The organism is Helicobacter marmotae (assembly GCF_003364255.1).
Classification (GTDB): domain Bacteria; phylum Campylobacterota; class Campylobacteria; order Campylobacterales; family Helicobacteraceae; genus Helicobacter_C; species Helicobacter_C marmotae.
Genome location: NZ_NXLR01000005.1, coordinates 26522 through 52082, shown reverse-complemented (window position 1 = coordinate 52082; position 25561 = coordinate 26522). Strand labels below are relative to the sequence as shown.

General features: G+C 38.5%; 30 protein-coding genes and 1 tRNA gene. 19 read left to right on the top strand and 12 right to left on the bottom strand.

The genetic code is table 11. The features are described 5' to 3' along the window. Positions 1-22: 22 nt before the first annotated feature. The 7 genes from tolB (at position 23) to CQA63_RS04070 (ending at position 4483) form a co-directional block, all read left to right on the top strand. Positions 23-1279, top strand: a complete 1257-nt coding sequence (gene tolB, locus CQA63_RS04095) for a Tol-Pal system protein TolB (protein ID WP_104699876.1) — start codon at positions 23-25, stop codon at positions 1277-1279. Positions 1280-1342: 63 nt separating this feature from the next. Beyond that, a complete protein-coding gene (locus CQA63_RS04090; protein WP_104699877.1) occupies positions 1343-1834 on the top strand; it encodes an OmpA family protein in 492 nt (163 codons plus the stop codon). A gap of 7 nt (positions 1835-1841) precedes the next feature. Next, positions 1842-2705 (top strand): tetratricopeptide repeat protein, encoded by an 864-nt coding sequence (locus CQA63_RS04085; RefSeq protein ID WP_244916271.1) that lies wholly within the window; start codon positions 1842-1844, stop codon positions 2703-2705. After that, positions 2702-3259: an FKBP-type peptidyl-prolyl cis-trans isomerase gene (locus tag CQA63_RS04080; protein WP_104699879.1), complete on the top strand. Its 558-nt coding sequence runs from the start codon at positions 2702-2704 to the stop codon at positions 3257-3259. The genes CQA63_RS04085 and CQA63_RS04080 overlap by 4 nt, the downstream gene beginning before the upstream one ends. 42 nt (positions 3260-3301) lie before the next feature. Then, positions 3302-3400, top strand: a tRNA-Sec gene (locus CQA63_RS09730). 27 nt (positions 3401-3427) lie between these two features. Further along, entirely contained in the window at positions 3428-3694 is a 267-nt protein-coding gene (gene fliQ, locus CQA63_RS04075; RefSeq protein ID WP_104699880.1) for a flagellar biosynthesis protein FliQ, read from the top strand. Positions 3695-3697: 3 nt separating this feature from the next. Next, the gene (locus CQA63_RS04070) at positions 3698-4483 is read left to right on the top strand and encodes a UDP-N-acetylmuramate dehydrogenase (protein ID WP_104699881.1); all 786 of its coding nucleotides are present in this window, start codon (positions 3698-3700) and stop codon (positions 4481-4483) included. On the opposite strand, the gene CQA63_RS10195 is transcribed toward CQA63_RS04070, so the two are convergent. Both CQA63_RS10195 and CQA63_RS10190 read right to left on the bottom strand, forming a co-directional pair. Next, positions 4480-5730 carry a hypothetical protein gene (locus CQA63_RS10195; RefSeq protein ID WP_104699882.1) on the bottom strand — a complete coding sequence of 417 codons (1251 nt, stop codon included), beginning with the start codon at positions 5728-5730 and terminating at the stop codon, positions 4480-4482. The genes CQA63_RS04070 and CQA63_RS10195 overlap by 4 nt on opposite strands. A gap of 34 nt (positions 5731-5764) precedes the next feature. Further along, positions 5765-6472: a hypothetical protein gene (locus CQA63_RS10190; RefSeq protein ID WP_244916270.1), complete on the bottom strand. Its 708-nt coding sequence runs from the start codon at positions 6470-6472 to the stop codon at positions 5765-5767. Positions 6473-6644: 172 nt separating this feature from the next. Here CQA63_RS10190 and secG point away from each other — a divergent pair, with 172 nt between their 5' ends. The 7 genes from secG to CQA63_RS04030 all read left to right on the top strand — a co-directional run bounded on the left by secG (position 6645) and on the right by CQA63_RS04030 (position 11859). Further along, the gene (secG, locus tag CQA63_RS04060; protein ID WP_104699884.1) at positions 6645-7013 is read left to right on the top strand and encodes a preprotein translocase subunit SecG; all 369 of its coding nucleotides are present in this window, start codon (positions 6645-6647) and stop codon (positions 7011-7013) included. 14 nt (positions 7014-7027) lie between these two features. Next, entirely contained in the window at positions 7028-7585 is a 558-nt protein-coding gene (frr, locus tag CQA63_RS04055; protein ID WP_104699885.1) for a ribosome recycling factor, read from the top strand. A gap of 2 nt (positions 7586-7587) precedes the next feature. After that, the gene (gene thrS, locus CQA63_RS04050) at positions 7588-9402 is read left to right on the top strand and encodes a threonine--tRNA ligase (RefSeq protein WP_104699886.1); all 1815 of its coding nucleotides are present in this window, start codon (positions 7588-7590) and stop codon (positions 9400-9402) included. After that, the gene (infC, locus tag CQA63_RS04045) at positions 9399-9923 is read left to right on the top strand and encodes a translation initiation factor IF-3 (RefSeq protein ID WP_104699887.1); all 525 of its coding nucleotides are present in this window, start codon (positions 9399-9401) and stop codon (positions 9921-9923) included. Before thrS ends, infC begins: the two co-directional genes overlap by 4 nt. Positions 9924-9943: 20 nt before the next feature. Further along, on the top strand, positions 9944-10138 hold the full coding sequence (gene rpmI / locus CQA63_RS04040) for a 50S ribosomal protein L35 (protein ID WP_104699888.1): 195 nt from the start codon (positions 9944-9946) through the stop codon (positions 10136-10138). A 75-nt stretch (positions 10139-10213) separates the two neighbouring features. Then, on the top strand, positions 10214-10570 hold the full coding sequence (rplT, locus tag CQA63_RS04035; RefSeq protein WP_104699889.1) for a 50S ribosomal protein L20: 357 nt from the start codon (positions 10214-10216) through the stop codon (positions 10568-10570). Positions 10571-10695: 125 nt separating this feature from the next. Then, positions 10696-11859 (top strand): metallophosphoesterase, encoded by a 1164-nt coding sequence (locus tag CQA63_RS04030; RefSeq protein WP_104699890.1) that lies wholly within the window; start codon positions 10696-10698, stop codon positions 11857-11859. Here CQA63_RS04030 and CQA63_RS04025 read toward each other — a convergent pair. The 3 genes from CQA63_RS04025 to CQA63_RS04015 are packed head-to-tail and all read right to left on the bottom strand — an operon-like array spanning position 11830 to position 14478. Further along, a complete protein-coding gene (locus CQA63_RS04025; RefSeq protein ID WP_104699891.1) occupies positions 11830-12324 on the bottom strand; it encodes a phosphatidylglycerophosphatase A family protein in 495 nt (164 codons plus the stop codon). The genes CQA63_RS04030 and CQA63_RS04025 overlap by 30 nt on opposite strands. A 21-nt stretch (positions 12325-12345) precedes the next feature. Then, the gene (locus CQA63_RS04020) at positions 12346-13251 is read right to left on the bottom strand and encodes a response regulator (RefSeq protein WP_104699892.1); all 906 of its coding nucleotides are present in this window, start codon (positions 13249-13251) and stop codon (positions 12346-12348) included. Positions 13252-13263: 12 nt separating this feature from the next. Further along, on the bottom strand, positions 13264-14478 hold the full coding sequence (locus CQA63_RS04015) for a bifunctional 2-C-methyl-D-erythritol 4-phosphate cytidylyltransferase/2-C-methyl-D-erythritol 2,4-cyclodiphosphate synthase (RefSeq protein WP_104699893.1): 1215 nt from the start codon (positions 14476-14478) through the stop codon (positions 13264-13266). A 191-nt stretch (positions 14479-14669) separates the two neighbouring features. Between CQA63_RS04015 and thiC the strand changes: the two genes are divergently transcribed. Both thiC and CQA63_RS04005 read left to right on the top strand, forming a co-directional pair. Further along, positions 14670-16025, top strand: a complete 1356-nt coding sequence (gene thiC, locus CQA63_RS04010; RefSeq protein ID WP_104699894.1) for a phosphomethylpyrimidine synthase ThiC — start codon at positions 14670-14672, stop codon at positions 16023-16025. 10 nt (positions 16026-16035) lie between these two features. Then, a complete protein-coding gene (locus tag CQA63_RS04005; RefSeq protein ID WP_104699895.1) occupies positions 16036-16332 on the top strand; it encodes a YciI family protein in 297 nt (98 codons plus the stop codon). A gap of 286 nt (positions 16333-16618) precedes the next feature. Here CQA63_RS04005 and CQA63_RS04000 read toward each other — a convergent pair whose 3' ends face one another. The 7 genes from CQA63_RS04000 to CQA63_RS03970 all read right to left on the bottom strand — a co-directional run bounded on the left by CQA63_RS04000 (position 16619) and on the right by CQA63_RS03970 (position 23215). Beyond that, positions 16619-17359, bottom strand: coding sequence for an energy transducer TonB (locus tag CQA63_RS04000; protein WP_104699896.1), 741 nt, complete (start codon positions 17357-17359; stop codon positions 16619-16621). Then, the gene (locus tag CQA63_RS03995) at positions 17356-18249 is read right to left on the bottom strand and encodes a flagellar biosynthetic protein FliO (protein WP_233706603.1); all 894 of its coding nucleotides are present in this window, start codon (positions 18247-18249) and stop codon (positions 17356-17358) included. Before CQA63_RS03995 ends, CQA63_RS04000 begins: the two co-directional genes overlap by 4 nt. Before the next feature lie 13 nt (positions 18250-18262). Further along, on the bottom strand, positions 18263-18613 hold the full coding sequence (gene fliN / locus CQA63_RS03990) for a flagellar motor switch protein FliN (protein WP_104699897.1): 351 nt from the start codon (positions 18611-18613) through the stop codon (positions 18263-18265). 32 nt (positions 18614-18645) lie between these two features. After that, a complete protein-coding gene (locus CQA63_RS03985; RefSeq protein WP_104699898.1) occupies positions 18646-19050 on the bottom strand; it encodes a chemotaxis protein CheX in 405 nt (134 codons plus the stop codon). 50 nt (positions 19051-19100) lie between these two features. After that, entirely contained in the window at positions 19101-19766 is a 666-nt protein-coding gene (gene nth, locus CQA63_RS03980) for an endonuclease III (RefSeq protein WP_104699899.1), read from the bottom strand. A gap of 11 nt (positions 19767-19777) precedes the next feature. Then, a complete protein-coding gene (locus tag CQA63_RS03975; protein ID WP_104699900.1) occupies positions 19778-20014 on the bottom strand; it encodes a FeoA family protein in 237 nt (78 codons plus the stop codon). 93 nt (positions 20015-20107) lie between these two features. Beyond that, positions 20108-23215 carry a DUF3971 domain-containing protein gene (locus CQA63_RS03970; protein ID WP_244916269.1) on the bottom strand — a complete coding sequence of 1036 codons (3108 nt, stop codon included), beginning with the start codon at positions 23213-23215 and terminating at the stop codon, positions 20108-20110. Position 23216: 1 nt separating this feature from the next. Here CQA63_RS03970 and mltG point away from each other — a divergent pair, with 1 nt between their 5' ends. From mltG to CQA63_RS03955, 3 genes are all read left to right on the top strand, one after another. Further along, on the top strand, positions 23217-24146 hold the full coding sequence (gene mltG / locus CQA63_RS03965; protein ID WP_104699935.1) for an endolytic transglycosylase MltG: 930 nt from the start codon (positions 23217-23219) through the stop codon (positions 24144-24146). A 110-nt stretch (positions 24147-24256) separates the two neighbouring features. Then, positions 24257-25213 (top strand): malate dehydrogenase, encoded by a 957-nt coding sequence (locus CQA63_RS03960; RefSeq protein ID WP_104699902.1) that lies wholly within the window; start codon positions 24257-24259, stop codon positions 25211-25213. Positions 25214-25246: 33 nt separating this feature from the next. Next, a complete protein-coding gene (locus CQA63_RS03955; protein ID WP_104699903.1) occupies positions 25247-25558 on the top strand; it encodes a 4Fe-4S binding protein in 312 nt (103 codons plus the stop codon). The last annotated feature ends 3 nt before the right edge of the window (positions 25559-25561 follow it).

Here is a 25561-nt window from a genome sequence, read left to right as displayed (position 1 = left end):
CTTATGTAGCCAAAGGAGTTTTATGAGATATATTACCTTGATTTTACTACTTAGCTTCAAGCTTTTTGCCATTGATGCGACATTAGAAATTGTTAAAAATACAAACAAGATTCCATATATTGTGGTAGAAAGACTAGATAGTGATAATGCCGACTTTGGTGCCAAAGTGCTTAAAATGCTAGTGGCGGATTTAAAAGTAAGTGGGCATTTTCAAGTCTATGATGGCGGTGTTAAAAAATCTACAAATATCGATTATGCAGATTATAAAGACAAAAAAACTGATTTGCTTGTGCAAATTAAAGTAAGCAAGTCCTCAAACAATCTCAATGGAAATATTTCACTTTATGATATTAATACCTCAAAACATATATACACAAAGGACTATGCAGAAAATGACGCTAAACGTTTCCCCTTTATCGCACACCGCATGGCAATTGATATTAATAGCTATATCAATGCCCCAAAGATTGACTGGATGCAACGTCTAATCGTGCTCTCCCGCTATACAACCCCGGGCAATAGCGAGATTCTTATCAGTGATTACACTCTCACTTATCAAAAAGTGCTCATAAAAGGTGGGTTAAATATTTTCCCTAAATGGGCAGATTCAAAGCAAGAAAGCATTTATTATACAAAATATCTCAATGTGCCAACTATCGTAAAATATAACCTCAATACAGGACAAACAGAGCAGCTTATAGGAAGCGAGGGTATCGCTATCGTATCAGATGTAAGCAAAAATGGAGAGAATCTTATCCTTAGTCTCTCGCCAACAGCACTCTCAGACCTCTATCTTTATAATGTCAAAAGTAATAATTTGCGCCGCCTTACCAATTATTCAGGCATAGATGTGGATGGCAAATTTATTAATGATGAAAAAGAAATTATATTTGTCTCAGATAGGCTTGGCTATCCTAACATCTTTGCTATGCGTCTTGATGGTGGAGGAACAGAGCAGGTTGTACTCCATGGACGTAACAATAGTGCCATTACTTCAAATGGCAAATATGCTGTATATACAAGCCGTGAGAGCGATAATGAATTTGGCGATAATACGTTCAATCTCTATCTTATCTCACTTTCACCGGGCTCAAACTACATTAGAAGACTCACAGCAAGTGGTAAAAATCAAATGCCTAAATATTCTAACGATGGCGAGAGTATTATGTATCTCAAGCACTATAAATCTCAAAGCGCATTGGGCATTATTCGCGTAAATTACAATACAAATTACTTTTTCCCACTCAATAAAATGAAAATCCAAGCATTTGATTGGTAAAGTTTTATGGTATTTACTTTTGTATTTTACAATAGATTTTAATCTTATTTTTAAGGAGTTGAGATGAAAAAGTATCTTGCAATAGGCGTTTTAGCTGCTCTTATTTCTGTAGGTTGTTCAGAGCCTGAAGCAGCAGACACAGGAAGTGGAACCGCCGCTACTAATGGCTCTGGTGAGAGTGCTAATAATGGAGATAACTTTGTAGATTTGGCTACAGACGCGGCAGAAGGTTATGCTAAAGTATTGTTTGACTTTGACAAATACAATATTCGCAGTGATATGGAAGAACGTATTGAAAATAGTGCTTCAGCTCTCAAAAATACCGGTGCTAAAGTTGTGCTTGAAGGACATACTGACTCTTATGGTTCAGACGCGTATAACTATGCCTTAGGTACAAAAAGAGCAAATGCTGTAAAAAATGCTCTTACTACACGTGGTGTAAATGCCTCTCAAATTAAAACAGTAAGCTATGGTGAAAGCAAGCCTACTTGTACAATTGATACTCCAGAATGTAATCAAGAAAACAGACGCGTTGAATTTAAACTTTCAAAATAAGTAAGATATGGATTTTGGGCTGATGAAGTATCGCTTTCTTCTTGCCCTTATCCCTCTAGTTTCTATCGCAGCTGAGCCATCTGCTTTTGAAAAGCAGAGTGGCGTTACCAAAAATGATATTAAAGCTCTACAAAGCCTCGTTACAAATCTCCAGCAAAAAATCGACACTATTGGACAAGCCCAGGAGGGTATATCTAGCCTTCATCAATCCCATAGCACAAAAATCCAACAACAAATTATCCAAAGTACTCAAAATACACAAAATATTGAAGCGCTTAAAACCCAAGTTGAAGCCCTACAAAGCCTCAAACAACAAATTGATACAAACACTCAAGATATTCAAGCCCTCAAACAACAAATTCAAGAGCTAAATGCAAGTTTTATCACCCTTAATCAAACGATATTAAATGAACTCAAAGCGCTTAATAGCACTCCCCCAACTCAAAATGCCCAAAGCACCCCTCCAGCAAAATCCACTGCTTTTGAAAAGGATAAAGCCAAAAAAGCAGAAATCTTCGCCCAAGCACAAGATCTTTTTAAAAATAAAGAATATCCCTCGGCTAAAGCACGTTTTGAGTGGTTTCTTGAACTTAATTACAAAAGAGCTGATAGCCACTTCTATCTCGCTGAAATTGCTTTTGCCAACAAGGCATATAATAATGCGATTAAGCATTACAAAGAAAGTGCATTAGCAAATGATAAAACCTCATATATGCCCACAATTTTGCTTCATACTGCCCAATCTTTCAACGCTATCAAAGATACAACAAACTATAATAAGTTTTTGGATTCTGTGATAGATAACTACCCTACGAGTAAAGAAGCACAAGAAGCCAAAAAACTTAAAAACCAAAAGAAGGAAAAAAAATGATTGCACAAAATAAAGTTGTCAGTATTGAATATGAAGTCTTTAATCAGGCAGATAATGCCTTGCTGGATTCTAACAGAGGTGGCTCTCCTCTTGAATTTCTTGTTGGGTCAGGGCAAGTAATTACTGGTCTTGAGACTGCGCTTATGGGTGCAAAAATAGGCGATAATATTAAGGCAACGATTACTCCTGAAAATGCCTATGGAGCATATCAAAGTGATTTTGTACAAGAAGTGCCAAAAGAGCAATTTGAGGGCATAGATCTCAAAGCAGGTATGACACTTTTTGGGCAGGGTGAAGATGGACAAACCGTGCAAGTAAGCGTGAAAGATTTTAATGATAAAATTGTCATCATTGACTATAACCATCCTCTTGCTGGCAAAACATTGCAATTTGATGTAAAAGTACTTGATGTGCGCGATGCTACAGAAATGGAAATCCTACAAGGTGGCGTAGGCGGAGGTTGTGGCTGCGGAAGTGGCGATTCCCATGGTGGTGGGGGCTGCTGCGGAGGTGGTGGGCATTCCCATGGCGGAGGTTGTGGCTGTAGCCATTAATAAATCTGTTTATAGAATCTCCCCTCACAGATTCTATAAACTTGGAAGGCAAGTACCTCTGGTGGGTATCATGGGCTTCAAACCCATAGAAAGGTTAGGTGTCTAGTCTTTGGGGAGTTCGATTCTCTCGCCTTCCTGCCAATGATAGATTTTACTCTAAGGATTATTATGGAAGCACAGCTTATGGCACTTGCAGTCCAAACATACAAACTCACTCTCATTCTCTCGCTTCCTATGCTACTCGCTGGGCTTATTGTGGGGCTCCTTATTAGCATTTTCCAAGCTACCACACAAATTAATGAAATGACACTTACCTTTGTGCCTAAAATCCTAGCGGTTGTTGCTGTGATTATTTTCACTATGCCATGGATGATAAATATGATTACTGACTATACGCGTATGCTTTTTACAATGATTGCTGATATTAACTTTTAGTCTATGCTTACTAAACTTATTAATTTTGCAACCTACTCTAGTCTGAAAATCGGCGCGCCTATCGACACGTATCTCATACAAACACCACAAGATTCACTCCATGCTAGCAATATACGTATTATTGGCAGGGCAAACAATATGCTCATATCTCCTGAGGCAAAAAACCTCGCACTACTTGATAAAAGTTTCTCTTATATCAAAGAGGAAGAAAAATACATTGAAGTTGGAGCGGCGACAAATGCAAATGGTATTTTTCGCTACTTTAAAACTCACAACCTTGCAGGGGTAGAATTCCTCCAAGCCTTGCCGGGCTCTCTAGGCGGGCTTGTAAAGATGAATGCAGGTATGAAAGAGCATGAAATGGCCCAAAGTCTTCATTCAATCAATGTAAATGGCATATGGCATAATATTCACTCATTCCCTATGGCATACCGCAATAGCGGTATAGAGGGTATTATCCTTGCTGCAAGATTCCATAAAACATATGGCTTTAATCACAAACTTTTAGCACAATGCAATGCTATGCGTGCAAGCCACCCCAAAGAGCCAAGTTGTGGCAGTTGCTTTAAGAATCCACAAGGTGATTTTGCAGGCAGACTTTTAGAATCTGTAGGCTTAAAGGGCTATAGTATCGGTGATGCAGCCTTTAGCCAAAAGCATGCAAATTTTCTTATCAACAAAGGCAAGGCAAGCTTTGAAGATGCCATCTCTTTAATCGAGCTTGGCAAGAAGCGTGTATTTGAAGCAAGCGGTATTATGCTTGAATGCGAAGTGCAAATCTTATACTAATTTTGCTTCAATCTATCGCATACAAAGCTTACAAACCCAATCAAAGCCATAATCCCTAGAGGCAAAATAGGCGACATATAACGTGTCTCATTCATAGGTGTAAAACTCACAATAAAAATAGCACTAAAAAATCCCGCAAACCCCGCACTAAAGCTAAAAAGAAGCAAGGCATTGCGATATTTCCTTTTGCAGCACAAACAAAAACTGAGTATCATCACGCAAGCGCTCAAAAGCACACCCCAAAGGTGATTGAAAAGCAAGCGATGTTGATATAAAAAATCATAAATATACTCTCTCTTAGGGCTAAAACGAATTGCCCTCTCATCTTGAGGAAAGCCCTCTACTACACTTATATGCCATGGATGTGTCGCTTTGGCTTGTATATCTTTAGCATTAAAAATCCAGCCGGGTTTTTGAATCCACATAGCTTTCAAAAACCTAAGCTCATGAAGCAAAAAATTATGAGGGTATTTTACAATCGCTTTTATCCATTGTGATTTTAACCCTTTTAACTGAGTATGCACAAATGGACGTTCGTTATCATATGCCCAAGGCACATTAAATGGGTCCGCATTCAGTGGATACTTCTCATACAAAGCTTTCACATCCTCCCAAGTCTTATTTGGAGCATACCATTCCTCCTTAAAGCAAGTCACATCATCGGCTGGGACACAAGCAGCAGCGATTTGATGAAGAAATGTCGCATTCGCAGGATAGGCTATGCCTTGTGTAAGTATTTTAGGGACGCATAGAGCAATACTAAGACAAAGCAAGGCAAACATAAAGATACCACCCCCATACGCCCTAAGAAATACCTTCCTGCTTAACTCCCTGTGAGAAAGCCACATATAAATAATCACAAAACCAGCGGGGAAAACACTAAAAATCGCATTATGTCGCCATAAAATAGCGATAAAAAACACAAAGCCTATGCAAAAGTAGAGAATCTGTCTAGCCTTTTTGTGCTTTTGCGGAGCAAGGATAGCAAAAAGGAGCATACTATAAGCGCAAAACAGCAGCATAGGCAGGGCAAAGCTATGGTATTGAACAAAATTTTGAAAATAAATATTCCCCACAAAAAGCACCGCAATAGGAAGTAATGCAAAAAAACTTCTAAAATGTATATAAAGCCCACATACAAGGAAAATAAGCCCTATATACAAAGGAGCGAGATTAAGTAAAAACAAATAATAAAGATGTTTGCCAAAAAGTGCATATAAGCATTCCAAAACATATGCAATAAACACAGGATGCCAATTATCCTTAACTAATAAAATAGAATTATAAGTATCCCCGATAATATGATACCCCGGAAATCCCAGCCAAAATTGAAATATACCAAGGGCTATAATAAAAGTCCCACTTATTATGAGAAAGGCTCTCTCCTTTAGAGAGAGCGGCTTTAAGCAAAGAGGGGGGGGGGGCAGACAATGTTTGATTGCGAGGATAGGCTTCATTAAAAGCTTGTATTCTAGCGCTAAATAAAGCAAAGATTAATACACATACTCCTCCAAAAATACCAAAAGCGGCATATTTGATAATCTTATATGCTAATGGGGCAAAAAGATAATCCACACGATATTCCACACTCCCTATAATCTCTCCTACTTGTGCTAACTTATCTCTTGTGCTAAGTTTAAGATGATTGCCATGGCTATAATGATATGCGGCACCCTCTAGGGCTTTGATATGCCTATCCCAATAAGGCTTTATAAGAGTAATGTGGGCGAGATGCTTATGCGGACGGAAAATATGAGAATCAAATATAAATTTCACATCATACATATATAGACCCTCATCACAAGCGCTACTATCTTGGCATTCTCTAGGCATTTCAGACTGAAGAAGCATTTGTGCAACATAAATTTTATCCTTAGCCTCGTTTTTTAGCACACTATAAATAGCACCCCATAAAGCAAGCACTACAATACACACCACAAGGGCGATTCCTATCACTTTAAGCCCAAACTTATATAACTTATTCTCCATACACAATCCTTCAATGAAGCCTCACCCAAGACTCGCACTTAAAAATCACAAATGCAATTTTATATCCCCGCCCTTAAATCAACGCTTAGACATAGGCATATCAAGTTACTATAAGAATTCTTTGTTATAATCGCGTGCTTGTTTAATGTAAATCTAATAGCGTGGAGAGCTAATGACAACTGCCTTGTTTATTATTCAAATCATTTTAGCCGTGCTTATTACTATTGTCGTACTTTTGCAAAAGAGCTCAAGCATTGGGCTAGGTGCGTATAGTGGAAGCAATGAATCTGTATTTGGCGCAAGAGGTCCTGCTGGGTTTTTAGCGAAATTTACCATGCTTTTAGGTTTGCTTTTTATGCTAAATACCATTGCCTTAGGCTATAGCTATAATAAAGCGAGTGAAAAAAGCGTAGTTGATACCCTATCAAATATTCCCTCCGCACCAACTTCGCAAGAAAAAAGTAATGCAGAGGCATTTATAGTTGATGAAAACGCCGCACCATCGGCGCCATTACTTGCCCCCACACAAGAATCAAAGTGAAATAAAGGAGAAATATGCTCGCAGAGATTTATAAAAATACCAAATCTCATATGGATAAAACCATAGAATCGCTTCGCAGAGACTTTGCTACACTTCGCAGTGGCAAAGTGAATGTAAATATCCTTGATAATATTCGCATAGATTATTATGGCTCGCCTACTCCGCTTAATCAAATAGGCTCTGTTATAGCCCAAGATGCAACTACGTTGGTTATTACCCCATGGGAGAAGCCACTTCTTAAGGATATTGAAAAAGCTATTCAAGAGGCAAACATTGGTGTAAATCCCAATAGCGATAGTGAGTGTATCAAGCTTTTCTTCCCTCCTATGAGCAAGGAGCAGCGCGTAGAAATTGCCAAAAATGCAAAATCCATGGGAGAAAAGGCAAAAATCGCCATTCGCAACATTCGCCAAGATTCTAATAATCAAATCAAAAAACTCGAAAAAGATAAAAGCATTACCGAAGATGAGAGCAAAAAAGCACATGATGAGATTCAAAAATACACAGATGAATTTGTCAAAAAATGTGATGATATGGTCAAGCACAAAGAAGAAGAAATAATGAAAGTGTGATGATGAGTGAAGTAATAGGCATTAAGCATAATCAGTCTATATATGACCTCTGCACCGCTAAAGAATTGGGTATCACGGGGGATAATATATACTTTGACAATTCTTATGAATCTCTAGAAATTATCCGCCATTCCTGCGCTCACCTTATGGCTCAAGCTATTAAATCACTTTATCCCGAAGCGCAATTCTTTGTAGGACCTGTGGTTGATGAGGGGTTTTATTATGACTTCAAAGTCAATGCGAAAATGAGTCAAGAGGATTTACCTCGTATAGAATCTGCTATGCACGAGATTGCCAAAAATGCCTACCCTATCATTAAGACTACTTTACCCCGCTCTGAAGTAGAAGAAAGATTTAAGGGAGATGAACTCAAAATGGCTGTGATGAGCAAAATCCCAGCCAAAGAATTAAGTATCTACAAACAAGGAGATTTTGAAGATTTATGTAGAGGACCTCATCTCCCCCATACTGCGCTTTTAGAGCATTTCAAGCTAACAAAAATTGCAGGGGCATATTTAGGCGGTGATGAAAACGCTCAAATGCTTACGCGTATCTATGGGATTGCTTTTGCAGATAAGGCATCTCTTAAAACCTATCTCTTTCAACTTGAAGAAGCAAAAAAGCGCGACCACCGCAAACTTGGGAAAGAAATGGAGCTTTTTAGCTTTGATGAAGAAATTGGAGCAGGCTTGCCTATTTGGCTACCTAAAGGGGCAAGATTACGCAGAAACCTTGAAAATCTCCTTACATCTGCCCTTATAAAGCATGGATATGAGCCAGTGAGGGGACCTGAGATTCTCAAAAGTGCTGTTTGGAAGACAAGCGGGCATTATGCTAACTATGGTGAAAATATGTACTTTACTAGCATTGATAATGTAGAATATGGCATAAAGCCCATGAACTGCATAGGACATATTAAAGTATATCAAAGCGCGCTAAGGAGCTATCGTGATTTGCCATTGCGATTTTATGAATATGGCGTTGTACATCGCCATGAAAAAAGCGGCGTATTGCATGGTTTGCTTCGAGTGCGCGAATTTACCCAAGATGACGCCCATATCTTTTGCACTACGGAGCAAATTGGTGATGAAGTAAATGCTATCATTACCTTTTGTAAAAGCATTATGCAAGCCTTTGGCTTTACATACGAAATGGAGCTTTCCACCCGCCCGCAAAAGTCTATCGGCGATGATAAAGTATGGGAGAATGCTACAGCCGCACTGAAAAAGGCATTAGAACAAAATCAAATTACATATCGCATTGATGAGGGCGGTGGGGCATTTTATGGTCCAAAGATTGATATTAAAATTACTGATGCTATTGGGAGAAAATGGCAATGCGGGACGATTCAAATTGATATGAATCTCCCCGAACGCTTTAACCTTAGCTACACCAATGAGCATAATGAGCAAGTACAACCCGTTATGATTCATCGTGCATTACTTGGCTCATTTGAACGTTTTGTGGCTATTCTTACAGAGCATTTTAGCGGTGAGTTTCCGCTTTTTATTGCCCCAACTCAGGTGATTCTTATTCCTATTGGTAATGCAGAGCTTGAATATGCAAAAAATTTGCGTCATAAGATTCTCACTCAAAGTGGCGCTTATGCTGAAATTATTGATAAAAATGAAAGCCTAAGTAAAAGAGTGAGAAGCGCAGAAAAGCAACATGTGCCACTCATTGTTGTCATTGGTGCAAAAGAAGTGCAAGCTCAGGTGCTTTCTATACGGGACAGGAGGGAGAAAACTCAATATGAACTCCCAGAGGATGCGTTTATCGCTATGTTACAAACAAAAATAAGAGAGGTTCGCTTTTGAGCAAAGAGGAAACATTACTGAATGAAGAAATAAACTTTAAAGAAGTTCGCTGTATAGGCGATGATGGCACGGTGTATGGTATTATCTCTTCCCAAGAAGCACTACATCTTGCCAATAAAGCAGGGCTTGATTTAGTGCTTATCTCGCCTAATGCCAAGCCACCAGTATGCAAAATTATGGATTATGGTAAATTCCGCTATCAAGCAGAAAAAAAGCAAAAAGAAGCACGCAAGAAGCAAAAGCAAATTGAAATCAAAGAAATCAAGCTCTCCACGCAGATTGCCCAAAATGATCTCAATTATAAAGTAAAGCATGCCATTGAGTTTTTAGAATCTGGCAAGCATGTCCGCTTTAAGGTTTTTCTCAAACAACGAGAGCTTGCGATACCCCAAGCAGGTATGGATACGCTTAATAAAGTCGCCTCAATGCTTGAAAATATCGCCACTGCAGAGAAGGAGCCCAAATTAGAGGGCAAATACCTTAATGTCCTTTATGTGCAGAAGAAAAAAGACAAACACTAATCTTACGAAAGGAGAAAATAATGCCAAAGATGAAAACAAATCGCGGTGCAGCCAAACGTTTTAAGTTGAAAAAAAATGCCATTAAACGTGGCAGTGCGTTCAAAAGCCATATTTTGACCAAAAAATCACCCAAACGTAAGGCAAACCTTAATGCACCAAAATATGTTCATAGCACAAATGTTGATTCTATAAAAAGCCTGCTTTGCATGGCTTAAGAGAATCTAGCTCCCCATTAATGCAATGGGCAAGAGAAGCAATAGCTTACACCTCATATAGGTAAAGGAGAAACAATGAGAGTAAAAACAGGCGTTGTTAGAAGAAGAAGACACAAGAAGATTCTAAAGCTTGCACGAGGTTTTTATAGCGGCAGACGCAAGCATTTTAGAAAAGCAAAGGAGCAACTTGAGCGCAGTATGTACTATGCTTTCCGCGATAGGAAGCAAAAAAAGCGCAATTTTAGACAGCTATGGATTACCCGTATTAATGCCGCATGTAAAATCAATGGCATAAGTTATTCACGTTTTATGTATGCCCTAAAATGTGCCAATATCGACCTTGATAGAAAAATTCTTGCAGATATGGCAATGAATGACATAAATGCCTTTAATGCGATAGTTGCAAGTGTCAAAGACAAGATTAAGGTGTAAGCACACCTTAATCTTATTTGGGTCGATATTTTCTAGCAATATTGCCTCACATATAGATTTCAGAGCATTTTAAAAGCAAATTTTCTTAAATCTATATCGATACCACTCTCCAAAAAGGAATGTATATGCAAGATATACCACAATTTGCTCAAATGCAAAATGCTATTTTTCCCTTTATGGGCTCTCTTCTTTTCCTTATTCTTCATATTTACATTTACAAAGCCCTGCTTAAATCCCTCTCTACTAAGCCTTTTGTGCGCTTTATATGGAAGCTCTTTACTTGCATTAATGCCATAAACTGCATGGCTTATCTCTTCTTACGCGATAGCGCCAATGTCCCACAAGTGATATATTTCTTGCTCTCACTTTGCTTAGGCATTGCATTTTTATTCACAATGGCTGCCTTTCTTTATCAATGCTGCTCGCTTATTATCATAACTCTACCTACCAAATCTGCCCGCTCTCGTTGGCGCCATAGGACAAAAGTGGGGATTTTTCTTATCAGTGTATTTATGCTCTGCTATGGCACTTATAATGGCACCAAAAAGCCTGCTATCATACATCATACCCTAGAAATCAAAGGGCTTAGCACAGCCTTAAATATAGCCGTGCTAAGCGATGTGCATATCGGCGGTCTTATGGAAGAGAGCAAAATTAAACAAATAGTAGAAATGACAAATGCCCTAAAGGCAGATATGGTTGTTCTTACAGGGGATATTGTCGATGCGGAGTTAAAAAATGTAGAAAAAAGCATTGATGAATTGCAACATCTGCAAGCAAATAATGGCATTTTCTACGTGCTTGGGAATCACGAATATTTCCACGATATAGAAAACATTATCAATAAACTCCAATCATTAGGCTTTCATGTATTAATCAACCAAAGCTATACATTCAAAGATATAATTAATATTGCAGGTATTGCTGATTTTATGGGTTGGCGTGTGGGGTATTTAGAGCCTGATATAAGCCAAACATTTGCACAGATTGATCCCCAACTCCCCACTATTTTACTTGCTCATCAGCCTAAAATTATTGATTATCTCAAAGCACCACCCTATGATAAGGTTGATTTAGTATTAAGCGGGCATACACATGGGGGGCAGATTTTTCCCTTTTCTTTAGCTATGCTCTTGCAGCAACCATACATTAAAGGGCTCCATACCCTAAACAACGCCCATCAAACAAAAGTCTATGTCTCTCAAGGCAGCGGATTTTGGGGACCACCTATGCGCATAGGAAGCGAGCGAGAAATTACTCTATTCTCCCTCCAACCCACTAAAAACTAAAAAATTATCCACACCCATAAGCAATAATACGCCCACAATACCCGCTAATACACCCGCAAGGGCATCATCACCCACGACACCTAATCCACCCTTACATTCTCTATCAATTTTGCCAATCAGTGAGGGTTTATAAATATCAAAGATTCGAAACAGCACAAAGGCTATAAGGCACTCAATCCAGCCAAACCCTATAATTGACATAGCAAGCCACACGCCAATAAGCTCATCAATCACTATAGTTTTATCATCATGCGTATGTGTACGCTCCTCATATAAATCAATATGCTTAATGGCTACAAGGGCTACAAAAACACTAAGTAAAAATAAAGTCTCCTGCGAATAATACACGATAGGAGCCCCCAATATTACAGCAAGGATACTTCCCATAGTCCCCGGAGCCTTAGGGGAATACCCCGTATAAAAAAGGCTCAAAAACAAATCTTTAATTAGTTTATGTTTCTTCATAGATGTATTTATGGATATATTTTATGTCTGTGGTGTATTTCTATTTTTGCGCATAATGCCATACTTCTTGCGCTTTTCCCAGAGGCTTTTACGGCTCATTCCAAGCTTTTTGGCTAATTCTATATCCGGATAGCGGCTTTCATATTTGCTAATGATGATTTTTTCATATTCTTTCACAGAGAGAATCTCCCCGCCTAACTCCATTGTGGTGGTTTGATTAGAAATATCAACCACTTGCGGAAACACTATCTTTTCATTTGAGACAACAGAAGCAATCACATTATACTTTAAGATAGCCTCTAAAAAATCCTTTCTATCGCCTTTTTTTAGCTCTTCAACATTGGTAATGTAATACACTTCATTTTTCTTAGGCGGTACGCGAAAGATACTTTTCCATGTGTCTTCTTTAAGGGAATAAAATTGAAAATGAATATGTTTTTCCCTTGCATATCGCATAGCATAAATATCCGCCCCTCGTTGGGTGTTTGTCTTAATCACAAAAGGTGGATTATACAAAAATGGTTCAGGTGTGCCCAGCTCACGTTCAATAAAATTAAAATAATCCCTATAGAATCGAATTTCTTCATTAATCTCTCTATAGGTTTTATAATGTGTAATCTTGCGAATAAGCTCATCGACAATAAATGGCTTAACAATATAATCTGTAACACCATTACGCAAAGGCTTGATTACGGTATCATCATTGATATAAGCAATCATTAAAATAATAATTGCCTGTGGGTATGTTTTACTTAATTCTGTGTAGCCCTCATTAATCGTGCCAAATGATGCCAAAATCACATCATAATGGTCTTTTTGCACTTCTTTGAGTGAGTGGGCGATAACGCATTCCAAACGAGAGTCGCTAAGTTTATTTGCGATACTTTGAGCCAAGTAAATTTCATTTTCAATAATTAATACTTTCATACACAATCCTCTTTATGGTAGTTTCTCTTCATATTTGCCTCCTTGTAAAACAAACTTATGCCAATTGATAAAGCCCATACTCACATGTGCTTGAACGCATATACCTTCTTTACGTCCTATAAATCCTAAACCCTCTGTCGTAGTGGCTTTTATATTAATATAAGCTTGCGGTATGTGAAGAATCTCCGCTATACATTTGCGCATTGCTGCCTTATAAGGCGTAAGTTTAGGGGTCTGTGCCATAATGCTTAAATCCACATTAAAAATCTCATACCCCACACTTTGAGCAAAATCATAAATATGTTTTAAGAGTATTTTTGAATCTGCATTTTTATACGCCATATCATCATCGGGGAACCACTCTCCTATATCGCCTCCGCCAATAGCCCCTAAAATCGCATCACAAAGTGCGTGTAAAGCTACATCACCATCGCTATGAGCTTTAAAAGCAAGGCTAGATGGTATATGCACGCCGCCAAGTATCATAGGCTTATTAGATTTGAATCCATCTTCAAATTCATGCACATCAATGCCACTTCCAATAAAAACCTTTGCAGAAGGAGCACGCAAGCTCGCAATATGCAAAGATAAATCACTCCAATATGTCAGCTTATTCATTAAATGACTGCCCTCGACAAAAGCGACTTTCCCACCCATAGCAGTGATAGCTGAGCTCTCATCGCTAAAATCTCCATGCCCCAATGCCTCCCTAATAACCTCAATCTTGCTTAACTGCGGCGTTTGGATAAGCTTTAGAGATTCTCTATTAAGATACTTCCCCTCATAAAAGCTCGTATCTGCAACCTTTAAAAATGGCACTACACAATCTATATTTTTATCTCTTGTCGCAAGCTCTATCATATTTTCTATGACATTATCTGCGACATTCCAGCGCGCCACATCACTTACAAGCACATAAGATGTGCTCACATGTGCCAAAGCATTAGCTAAAGACTGCGCACGTGTGTCCCCACCGCACACTACTAAAGCATCACGCCCCCATATTTGCCAATCAAAGCTATTGCGCATATATGTATAATCCTGCCTTGAAGCGACAAGAATTACCTTTTTCACACTGCAATGTTTTAAAATATTAGAAGTGGCTATATACCACAAAGGCTTATCATCTACTCGTAGCCATTGCTTTTTGCATTTAAAGTCTTTGCAAAATCGCGTAGAATTCCCTGCTGCTAGCATAACAAGCGTAATATCAAGCTGCCTTACCATAGCTCTAAACCCATTCCTTAAAACATAGATTCAATAAACTTTACATTCCATTTTAACACTAAAAACCAAAAAATAAGCTAAATTTGTTACCTAAATTCCCATAATTATTTAATTTATTCAATAACTTTATGTGTATTACGCAAGTTTAGATAGCGTAATAAATTTAAAAACCTAAATCTAAGGGGGACCTTATGAGAACACTCTGGGTACAACAAAGAGTACAAGATAACATTCGCACACAACTCCATTATGCAAAAAAGGGCATTATCACCCAAGAAATGGAGTATGTAGCCAATGTTGAAAACCTAAGTCCTAGTCTTATATGTGATGAAATCAAACGCGGGCGATTAATTATCCCCGCTAATATCAACCACACTCAGCTTGAGCCTATGGGCATTGGCATAGCGACAAGGACAAAAATTAATGCCAATATCGGCTCTTCACAAATCGTAGAAGACATTGATGAAGAAGTGCAAAAACTCAAAACTTCAATCAAATATGGAGCAGACACCGTTATGGATCTAAGCACAGGTGGGGATTTAGATAAGATTAGAGAAGCTATAGTGCAAGCCTCAAGTGTGCCTATTGGCACCGTGCCTATGTATCAGATTCTCCATGATGTGAATAATGATGTATTAAAGCTTGATATTGACACCATGCTCTCCGTGCTTGAAAAGCAAGCCAAGCAGGGAGTAAGCTATTTCACTATCCATTGTGGCTTTCTCCTATCGCATATGCCTTTTGTCGCAAAGCGCAAAATGGGCATTGTCTCTCGTGGAGGAAGCCTTATGGCGAGCTATATGATGCACTATCATAAAGAAAATCCATTCTATGAGCATTTTGATGAGATTCTAAACATTTGCCAAAAATATGATGTATCCCTCTCTTTGGGCGATTCACTGCGTCCGGGCTGCCTAGCTGATGCAAGCGATGAAGCGCAATTTGCAGAGCTTAAAGTCTTAGGCGAACTTGCACAGAGGGCATGGGAGGCTGATGTGCAAGTAATGATTGAAGGACCCGGGCATGTCCCGCTTAATCAAATAGAGCGAAATGTAGAGCTTCAAAAGCAATATTGCAATCAAGCGCCATTTTATGTGTTGGGACCATTGGTTACAGACATTGCTGCAGGTTATGACCATATCGCAAGTGCCATTGGTGCGTGTGTAGCGGCATGGAAAGGCGTGGCTATGCTCTGCTATGTAACACCAAAGGAGCATTTAGGATTACCTAATGCTAAAGATGTAAGAGAAGGAATCTTAGCCTATAAGATCGCCGCACATGCTGCTGATATAGCTCGAGGGCGCATTGGGGCAAGAGATAGAGATGATGAAATGAGTGATGCGAGGTATCATTTTGATTGGAATAGACAATTTGAGCTTGCATTAGACCCAGATAGAGCAAGAGAATACCATGATGAAGCCCTCCCGCAAGAAGTGTTTAAAGACGCTGAGTTTTGCTCTATGTGCGGACCTAAATTTTGTAGCTATAAAATATCACAAGATATTTTTAAAGCCCATGCTAAAGATAAGCAACCCCTAGCCCAATAAAGGAGACAATATGCAGCTTTTTGTATGCCTTGTACATTACACAAAACCATTTGAGGAAGTATCACTTTATCTTAATGAGCACCGCTCATATCTTAAAAAGGGTTATGAGGCGGGCTTTCTACTTGCTTCTGGTCCAAGGATTCCTAAAACCGGAGGCATTATTATTGGCAAATTTGTAGATGAAAATGCAGCCAAAAGCTTTGCTAAAAATGATCCCTTCACGCAGCATAATGTTGCTCAATATGAGATTATGCCCTTTGAGCCTGTGCTTTATGCGGAGATTCTAAAAGATTTCTTAGAATCTTAAGCTTTTTATAGAATCTCAAAGGGATTTAGAAACTTTATTATATCTTAGTGCGAAAAATCTTCACAAGAATCACTAGTTCCCACAGAGATTCTTCACCCCTTATCAGTGGTTCGTGATGACAAGAGGAGCAAAAGTCGCTGGCGATTCTAATAGAGAGCCCAACTATCACAAGACTAGAGATATGACAAACTAACTTCCTTTGAATATAAGCCCGATATGGGAGACTTAGAGAGTGAATTGCCTTTTACAAAATTGATAGCATAAAGTTAGGGGGTGTGCATAAGCCTTAATATCCATAATAATACAATCCATAGCTCACAAAAATGCGTATTTTTGTCTTTGTGCTTGGGTGCGGATAGTCTTTGTAAGCGATTTCAATAGTGCGCTCACTATTGCGGTCTAAAAGCAAATATTGTGATGAAAGAATGATTTTCAAACCACTAATGTCGCCATTGGGGTGGAGATAAAACTCCACTGCACTCACCCCCTCTTGCCCCAATCGGGCAGCGCTTGGAGGGTATTGCAAATAACGTTTTGTAATACGCCCAATATCCCTTAGATTATTGACTAAAAACTCCTGCTCTGCTAGACCATAATCCCCAAACTCTTCTCCATAAAGCTCTTCAATATCTCTTCTTGCAATGCTATCTACACGAGGAAATTTAGCCAAAGCTTTCAAATGGCTTGGAGATTGGGAATCTCCATTTAAACCATTTGCTGCTGCTTTGCCCTCATAAAGAGACAAAGAGCTTAAATCAAAGTTCTCTCTCGCCTCTTTATTTGCCTGCATTTTAGCAGCAGAAGTGCTAGGCTTAGAAGCTTGCTCCCCTCCAGCTTGCATATCTCCATTGCCATCTAGAATCTGAAATCCCGCTACTTTCATATAGGGGTTAGTTGAAGTCCCTTTTTTAAACTGCATAGAATCAAAGCGGACAAAAAGTACGATACACACGAGCAGATGGATGCACAATGAAAGCAATAGCCATAAGGGCAAATATGAGTGAAATGGGAGGGAAGTGGGTTTCATTCTTTGCTATTGTGGTTATTGTGGAGATATTTGGAGAGTCGCTCTTGCTTTTGCTCTAAGAGCTTTGCAAATTGATCATTAAAGAGTGATTGCTCTTCTTTGGTGATATTTTGAGGGATAGGATAGCGGTCAATAAGTGTCGTGCTTGTAGCACCAATGAGTATTAAATACCGATAGCCATTTGATTCTAAAGTCAGAATCTTATGTTTGCTATCAAGGACTTTTTGTGCAATAACTTCAATTTTTGTAGGATTAAACACCTCGCTTTTTTGCGCCATTGAAGTAAAATAATCCCTAAACTGCTTTTTATGCACAACATATCTTTTCACCACCCATAATATAAGCACAAGAAGCGCCATTACCACAAGCACAGCTATATACCGCCATGTATCAATCCCCATATCATCTTTAAAAGAAAGCGGTGAGTTAAAAATCTCATTTTGCAATGGAGTAGCTTTAGGCTGCATACTCACATCTGGGAGCTTTGGCGAATAGGCAGTGGATAAAAGCGTATCAAGCTCATTTGGTATTGGAGTTGCCTTTTGAAAAGTAACTTTAATCGCATATGGCGCCTTACTTACAGATACATCAATATTTTGCGTATCGCCTACTCCTAGCACATAGAGATTGTTTTGGATATTAAAAATCTGCACTTCATTGATAAAAAAATTCTTAAACTGCTTGTTATATGCCCTCATCTGTAAATCAGGGAAAATAACGCCTTTGTAGGCATCTTGCTTTGTAAGATAGGGGGGTTTGTCATAAGTGTTTTCAAACTTAAGGAGTATTTCTAAAACATCACTCCTCTCTCTTAGCTCTATATCAATGCCCTTTGTATCCGCATAAAGCGAACAAACGAGCAGATATAAGCATAAAATACACCTTTTCATGCAAATTCATTACCTATCTTTCACGTGTGAGGTAATACACAATCGCATTAGAATCAAGTATTTCATTAATACGAATAGCAAGATTACGTTCATATACCATAACCTCCCCCTTGCCAATCACACGTCCATTAATAAAAATCTCAACGCTCTCTCCTGCGGGCTTACCAAGATCGATAATAGAGCCTTTCTCAAAACGTAAAATCTCTCCTAAGGGGATTTTTGTATTACCAAGTTCAGCATTAAAAATAACTTCCATATCTAAAAGCCCAGTGTAGTTCTTCATCATATCTTCAAGATAAGTAGCAAGCTCTATATCTTTGGCTGAATGGATACGTTGTTTATCTAAAATACTCTCACCAGTCATTACAACTCCTTACATTTATCCTTGAATACTCCTTAATACACACGCCGCATATAAATACTGCAACGTCCTGATTTTAAGCGGAAATGCAATCCATGATCATAATTTTTAATCAAACGATGCCCCAAATACTCAGGTGTAGAAATATTAAATTTTTTCCCAAGCTCTTCTGTCATTACCTTTGCCCTCCCCACGACCAAATTAGCAAGTTCCCGCGCCATATCTTCAAGTGCTTGCTCGCTGGGATTACTATCATCTAAAAACTCAAGGCAGAAAATGCGTAAAAACGCCTTATTAAAGCACAAAAACACATCATTATGCGTGCCTATCATACTAATCTTGCTCAAATACCCCCTTTTAAGCGGCATTATAGAATCGCTAGGGATTTCATTTATGCTGTTTTTTACCACATCAAAAAAACTATTATGAATAATATCCATTGCTAACCACCTTTATTTTGCAAAATAAATATCATTATACTATATTTAATTCAAGCGGGCTTGAAGTTGCACTTATTTTGACAAAATGCACTTACAAAGCATTCCTTACACAGAGGTTTAAGTGCCTTGCATGTATAGCGACCAAAGAGCACAAAAGCCTGATGAAGTGTATCAAGCTGTGTTTTAAATATATCAGTAAGCTCTTTTTCCGTCTGCTTGGCACTTTTAGCCCCGCTTAAACCTAAACGATGAGAAACTCTAAACACATGCGTATCTACTGCCATATAATTTTGCTCTAAAAATTCTATGAGCACCACATTGGCAGTCTTTTGCCCAACACCTGCGAGTGTTTTTAGCTCCTCTTGTGTAGTAGGAATGCTCCCGCAAAACTCATTCATTACTTGATTTGCCATTGCCTTTAAATGCTTTGCCTTATTATTAAAAAATGAAACAGATTTAATAAGCTCTTTTATATCATCTTCATTTGCAGCTGCTAGGCTTGCTACATCAGGGTATGCCTTAAAAAGTGCAGGTGTAACAATATTCACACGTCTATCTGTGCATTGGGCTGAGAGCATAACGCACACGAGTAGTTCATAAAGATTATGGTAAATAAGCTCTGTCTTGGCGTGGGCATATTGCTCTAAAAATAAAGCCTTAATAACAGGAATGTCCTTTTTCTTGCATTTTTTAAATGCACGCTTTTGCTCTGCCATTGCCTACCCACTCACTCATCTAAGAGTGGCTCAACTATAATCATCTTTGCCTCATTGTCCCTTAAAGCCACTTGCGTGCCATTAATGAGTATCGCTACAGCCAAATGTTTAATAGAATGACTCACAACCTCACATACCCTATCTTTTACAATACCAAATGATATAAATCTATCCCTCAATGCCTCATCTTGTGCCTCACAGCGCACAATCCTGCACCTCGCTCCCAACGCGCATTCATGGAGTGTCATTACTAATCCTTATGTCAAAATAAAGTGAGAGATTGTATCAAAATAAAATAACACAACTCTCCTATCATCGCCCTAGCTAAGCTATGCTGGGGGCTACTCCTGTGCTTTATCCTCCTGCTCCTCTTCCTCTGTGTTATATTCTTCTATACTCTCTTGCTCTATATAATCTTCTTCTTGCGGGAGATTAGGCTCATTAATAGAATCTTCTTCTTCCTCTAACTCTTCTCTTGACTCCCCTCCTTGTTCTTCTTTTTTATCTTTTTGCTCCTCTTGTTTCTCTTGCTCTCTCTGCTCTATTTGCTGCTCTTGCTCTGCCTTAGGGGTATCATTTGCTTGATTTTCATTTTGTGTATGCGTTTGTGCTGGGGTGGTGGGGAGATTTTCTACACTTGATTCAAGTGCTTCTGATAAGCCGCTTAAAAGCTTATCTACAGGTTTTAAGATTCTCCCCACCATTTCAAATGGGCTAAGCAAAATATCTTCTGCTACGCTTATCTCACTTTTTGGCTCATCTAATGTCCCTTTCATCACAATACCTGTAGTAAATTTCCCATCATCTCCCAAAATCACATAATTAATAAGCGGAATCTTGCTGATTACATCTGTCAATGTTTTTAATGTAGAAGCCCTAAGGATAACATCAAGCCCTTTATCTTTAAGATTCACTAGCCCTCCACCCTCCACATCAATAGAGCTACCAATTAAATGAATATTCTCAAGCACTAAAAATTCATCATTAATCACAAAATCTATCTTTCCACTTTTGACTTCATAGCCATTTGCCCCAAGCCCCGGCTTACGGAAAGTAAGCAAAGCAGGAATTGTATCAATAAGGGCTAAAATATTTTGCACAATGGCTAAATCCTTGTAAATGGTATTTTGCACACTAATTTCCCCTTGCAATGCCCCGCTATCATAGAATCCTTTAAAATTAAAAAGCCCTCCATTAAAAATATCTCTCTGCCATACACGATTGAGAAACTTATCGCTAAAATTACTTAAGCGCAAATTCGCACGAGAATACGCCATATCGACGTTTGCCACTCCATTGCCATAGGTAACATCTGCGCGTATAATACCATCGCGTATAGACATTGAGGCAAAATCAGATGGAATCACATATTCATTTAAATAAAAATCCATATTTGCTGCCTCTATATAAGTAATATGAGGTGAAATATTATTGCGACGTTCATAGGATTGCTTCGCGCGGAGAAATGCCTCTAGCTCTTGCCTTTGAGCGGCATTTAGTGTTTCTTTGGTTTCATTATCTTTATTAATTTGAGCAAGGAGTGGGATAGGGCTTGAAAACACCTCATCTATACGCAAGTTATAGTCATTAATGATAACCTTTATAACATTCCCCTCTTTGACAAATAAAAACTTTTTATCATTTGAGCCAATATAAATACCCTTTGCATTCATCGTCCCTAAAAGCTTATAGTGGCTGAGTTTTTGAGAGTTCTTATCATAAAGAGGGTAGTTGAGATTATCCACTTCTCCATCCAGTGTGAATGTTTCAAAGTCTTTAGTGTGGATTTTGGCATAGCCACTGGGTATATCAAAATATTGCAAAAGCGGAGAGTAGGCATAAAGCTTTGCAATATCTTTGAGCTCAAACACACTCTCCTCCCCTATATACATATACAAGCCAAAATCAGGCAACGCTATCGTTTTGCTCTCTCCTAAATCTCCCACAATAGCGATCTTTTTAAGCGTATTGGTATCGATATGAATAATATCCTCACTCATACCTTTTTGAGAATCTTCATAAATAGCCTCAATAATACGTTTTGTCAGCTCATCGCTCCCCTCTGGAATGCTAGGGGCTTTTGCATTTTGGGAAAATGCAGAGGCATTAAGGGCAAACTTATCAATCAGCAAATCCCCATGCAATGAGGCATCTTGGAGATTCCATAAAGCATTAAGGGTGCCTTGTATGCTTTGGGCATAATCAAGCTTTGTGTTAGCTATCTCTATATGGGCTTTTGTATCTGTATGCACAAATCGCAAATCTAAATGCTGCAATAAAAGCGATTGATTTCCCATACTCAAGGTCATTTCTGCTGATCGTATATTGCCATTTAGCCTTATATCTGTATGTTCATTTTTAGTTTGTATGTCAATATCAAGCTTTACTTGCGCTTTAGAATGTGGGCTTCTTAAGGGGAGATTCACATGGTAGAGTGCGAGTAGCTCGCTTAGTTTGTCGTTAAGAATGGCATTTTGAGAGTTAATAGAAACTCTTACGCCAAGAGGTTGGGTAAAAATATTGCTCAGTATCACTTCTGAGCCATCAAGTTTTATCTGCTCAAAGGAGGGTTCTTTTGGCACAAAATGCAAACTTCCATTGTGCATATATGTAACAATACGCCTAGCCTCAATAGGCTGAATATGTGAATCAAGATAGATTTTAGGAGATTCTATAGCCAAATCAAGTTCAAGGGTTTTTTCTAATTTTGTCAAAAAGTGCTTATCAAGCGTGGTTTGAAACCTCAAGGCATGCAGCTTTAAGACTTCATATTGCACATTTTTAAAGAGCCAATCATTTAATGTCTGGTTTTTAAGCTTAAGGATAAAGGGCTTGATACTTTCAAGATTATACAAGCGCGATGTGGAGGCTTCTAGGTCAATTTTATAAAAATCCGTGATGGCACGTATATAAAATGTAGGCGTTTCGTGCTCATCGGGTATTTCTTTAGGAGTAAGAGCGACATCAGCCTCCAAAGTCTTCTTTAGCCCCTGATATGAGAGATTCCCTTGAACTTGTATGCCAAGAGAGAGTATTTCAAGCTGGGTAATTTGAAGTTGTGTAACTTTATTGCCCTCCTCTATGGCAAACTTTGCTATAAGATCTGGGAGATTAATTTTGTATTCTATGCCATCATATTGCACACTCCGCTTTAAGTGGTCATTTAGCACAATATTATTGATATTGAGATTCTCAAAATATGAAATCACAAAAAGAAACTTCTTTATCCACCCTAATATCTCATCGGGCTTTATAGAATCCTCTTGTAAATCTTTCTCTGTCTTTTGTGTCGATTGGAATTTAGATAAATCAAGCTCATCGATATTTAAGATAAACTTGTTATTTAATCTAAGATAAAATCCTTGTATATGAATCTTCCCAAGGCTAATAGAGGGACTATAAATGCCATTGGAGAGAATCTTGTATCCCATAATCGAAAGTGTAAGCATAATGCCTAAAAAAATGACAATATTTGCAATATTTTTGGATTTGATTTTGATCATTATGGTAACCATTTTGTTTTATTTGCTTCAACCCATACAAACTGAACGCATACTGAGTCTGCCCCAAGGCTCGCTAAGCAAGATTATAACATACTTAAACGATAATGGAGGGCATTTCAATAAGCTTGATATACTTTTTATCCGCCTTTTAGGGCAGCCACAAAGCGGATTTATCGATGTAAAATCTGAAATCTTGCCTCGGGGGGCATTCTTTAAGGCTCTAGTTAGCTCAAAAGCCGCCACCAAAGAGGTTACACTCATTCCGGGTGAAACAATGTATTACTTTATCCGCATTTTAGCCCAGAGCTTTTCACTCTCGCCTATTGCCTTGCAAAGTGCATATGATAAATACTTCCCCTACCCCGATGGAGTGATATTCCCTGATACCTATCAGCTCCCCTTAGGCATTAATGAAGATGAAATGATGAGCCTTCTCTATGGGCTTTCCATAAAACGTCATAAAGAGTATGCTACAAGGCTTGTTGGGAGTTATGATGAAAAAGAATGGTTTAAACATATAGCCATTGCCTCTGTGGTGCAAAAAGAGGCGGCAAACAATGATGAAATGCCCATTATTGCTGCTGTAATCTTTAATCGCTTAAAACAAAATATGCCCTTACAAATGGATGGTTCATTAAACTATGGAGAATACTCACATAGCAAGGTAACGCCCGAACGTATTCGCAATGACACAAGCCCATATAATACCTATAAATACAAGGGCGTGCCCCCTTATCCCGCTGGAAGCGTGAGCGTGCAAGCTATAGAATCTGTCTTTTCTCCCGCAGAAGTGCCTTATCTTTATTTCGTGCGGGATAAAGCGACAGGTGCGCATAAATTTAGCAAAACCTATGAAGAACATCGCAGTCATTTCTGATTTTAAACTAGTTTTAAGTTAAAATATTTCATAGTTACAAGTTAAATTTTTATTTAACTTTTTATTGCTATTCAGGTTTTTGGGTTAAATCTCTCTCAAGGAAGGAAAAGATGTTTAATAAGGTTGCTATCATAGGAGGGTCTGGCAATGTAGGTTCGCATATTGCATTTTTAGGTGCGATGCGACAAATTGCACGAGAATTTCTCCTTTTTAGCATAGATACATCTCGTTGCAAAGGTATAGGGCTAGACATATCCCAAGCCGTAGCGATATTTGACTATCCTATCCATGTGAAAGGTTGCCAATCATATGAAGAGCTAAGGGGCTCTGATGTGGTTATTATCACGGCAGGATTCCCCCGCACACCACAAATGAGTCGCGATGATTTATTGCTTAAAAACGCACAAATTGTAAAAGAAATCGCACAAAATATCGCCCAATTTTCTCCAAATGCGATTGTGATTGTTGTATCAAATCCACTTGATGTAATGTGCCTTGTAGTAAAGCAATGGAGTGGCTTTGAGAAACATCGCGTTATAGGTATGGCAGGCGTACTTGATGGAGCAAGATTAGCCTATGAGGGCAAGCATATTTTAAATGACTTTACAAAGCATATCCGCTCTTATGTCCTAGGCGCACATGGCGATAATATGCTGCCTTTATTGCGGTATTGCTCATGTGATGAGAAAAGCTTTGTAGAGATTTTTGATAGCAAAACACAAGAGGCACTCATTAAGGAAACCAAAGAGGGCGGAGCAAAAATCGTCCATTACTACCAGCAAGGAAGTGCGTATTTCGCCCCTGCAAGCGGGGTTATTAAAATGCTTGAGCAAATTATCAATCCAAATGACAATGCGATTGTATGTAGCGTATATGCAGAGGGTGAGTACAATATAGAAGGTCTCTATATTGGTCTTCCTATCAAACTTGGCAAAAAAGGAGTAGAACATATCATAGAACTAGCATTAAATGAGCAAGAGCGGGAAATGTTAATTATCTCCGCACAAGGTATCCAAAAACAAGTCGAGATTCTCAGAAATAACGGATTGTTAAAAGATAGAATCTAAGATAATTCAATTTAAGACAAGAAAGGAAGGGAAATGGGAATTAAAAAAGCACCAGAAAATGTACCAGTATGGGTTGATGAGAAACGTTGCAAGGGTTGTGATGTATGCGTATCGCTTTGTCCAAGTGGCGTTTTAGGCATGATAAAAGATGAGCATAGAATCTTAGGCAAAATCATATCTGTAGTGCATCCAGAAAGCTGTATAGGCTGCAGAGAATGTGAGTTGCATTGTCCGGATTTTGCTATTTTTGTTGCTGATAAAGAGGAATTTAAATTTGCAAAAGTTAGCAAAGAATCACAAGAGAGAGCAGCAAAAATCAAAGAAAACAAATTTATGGCAATATAAGGA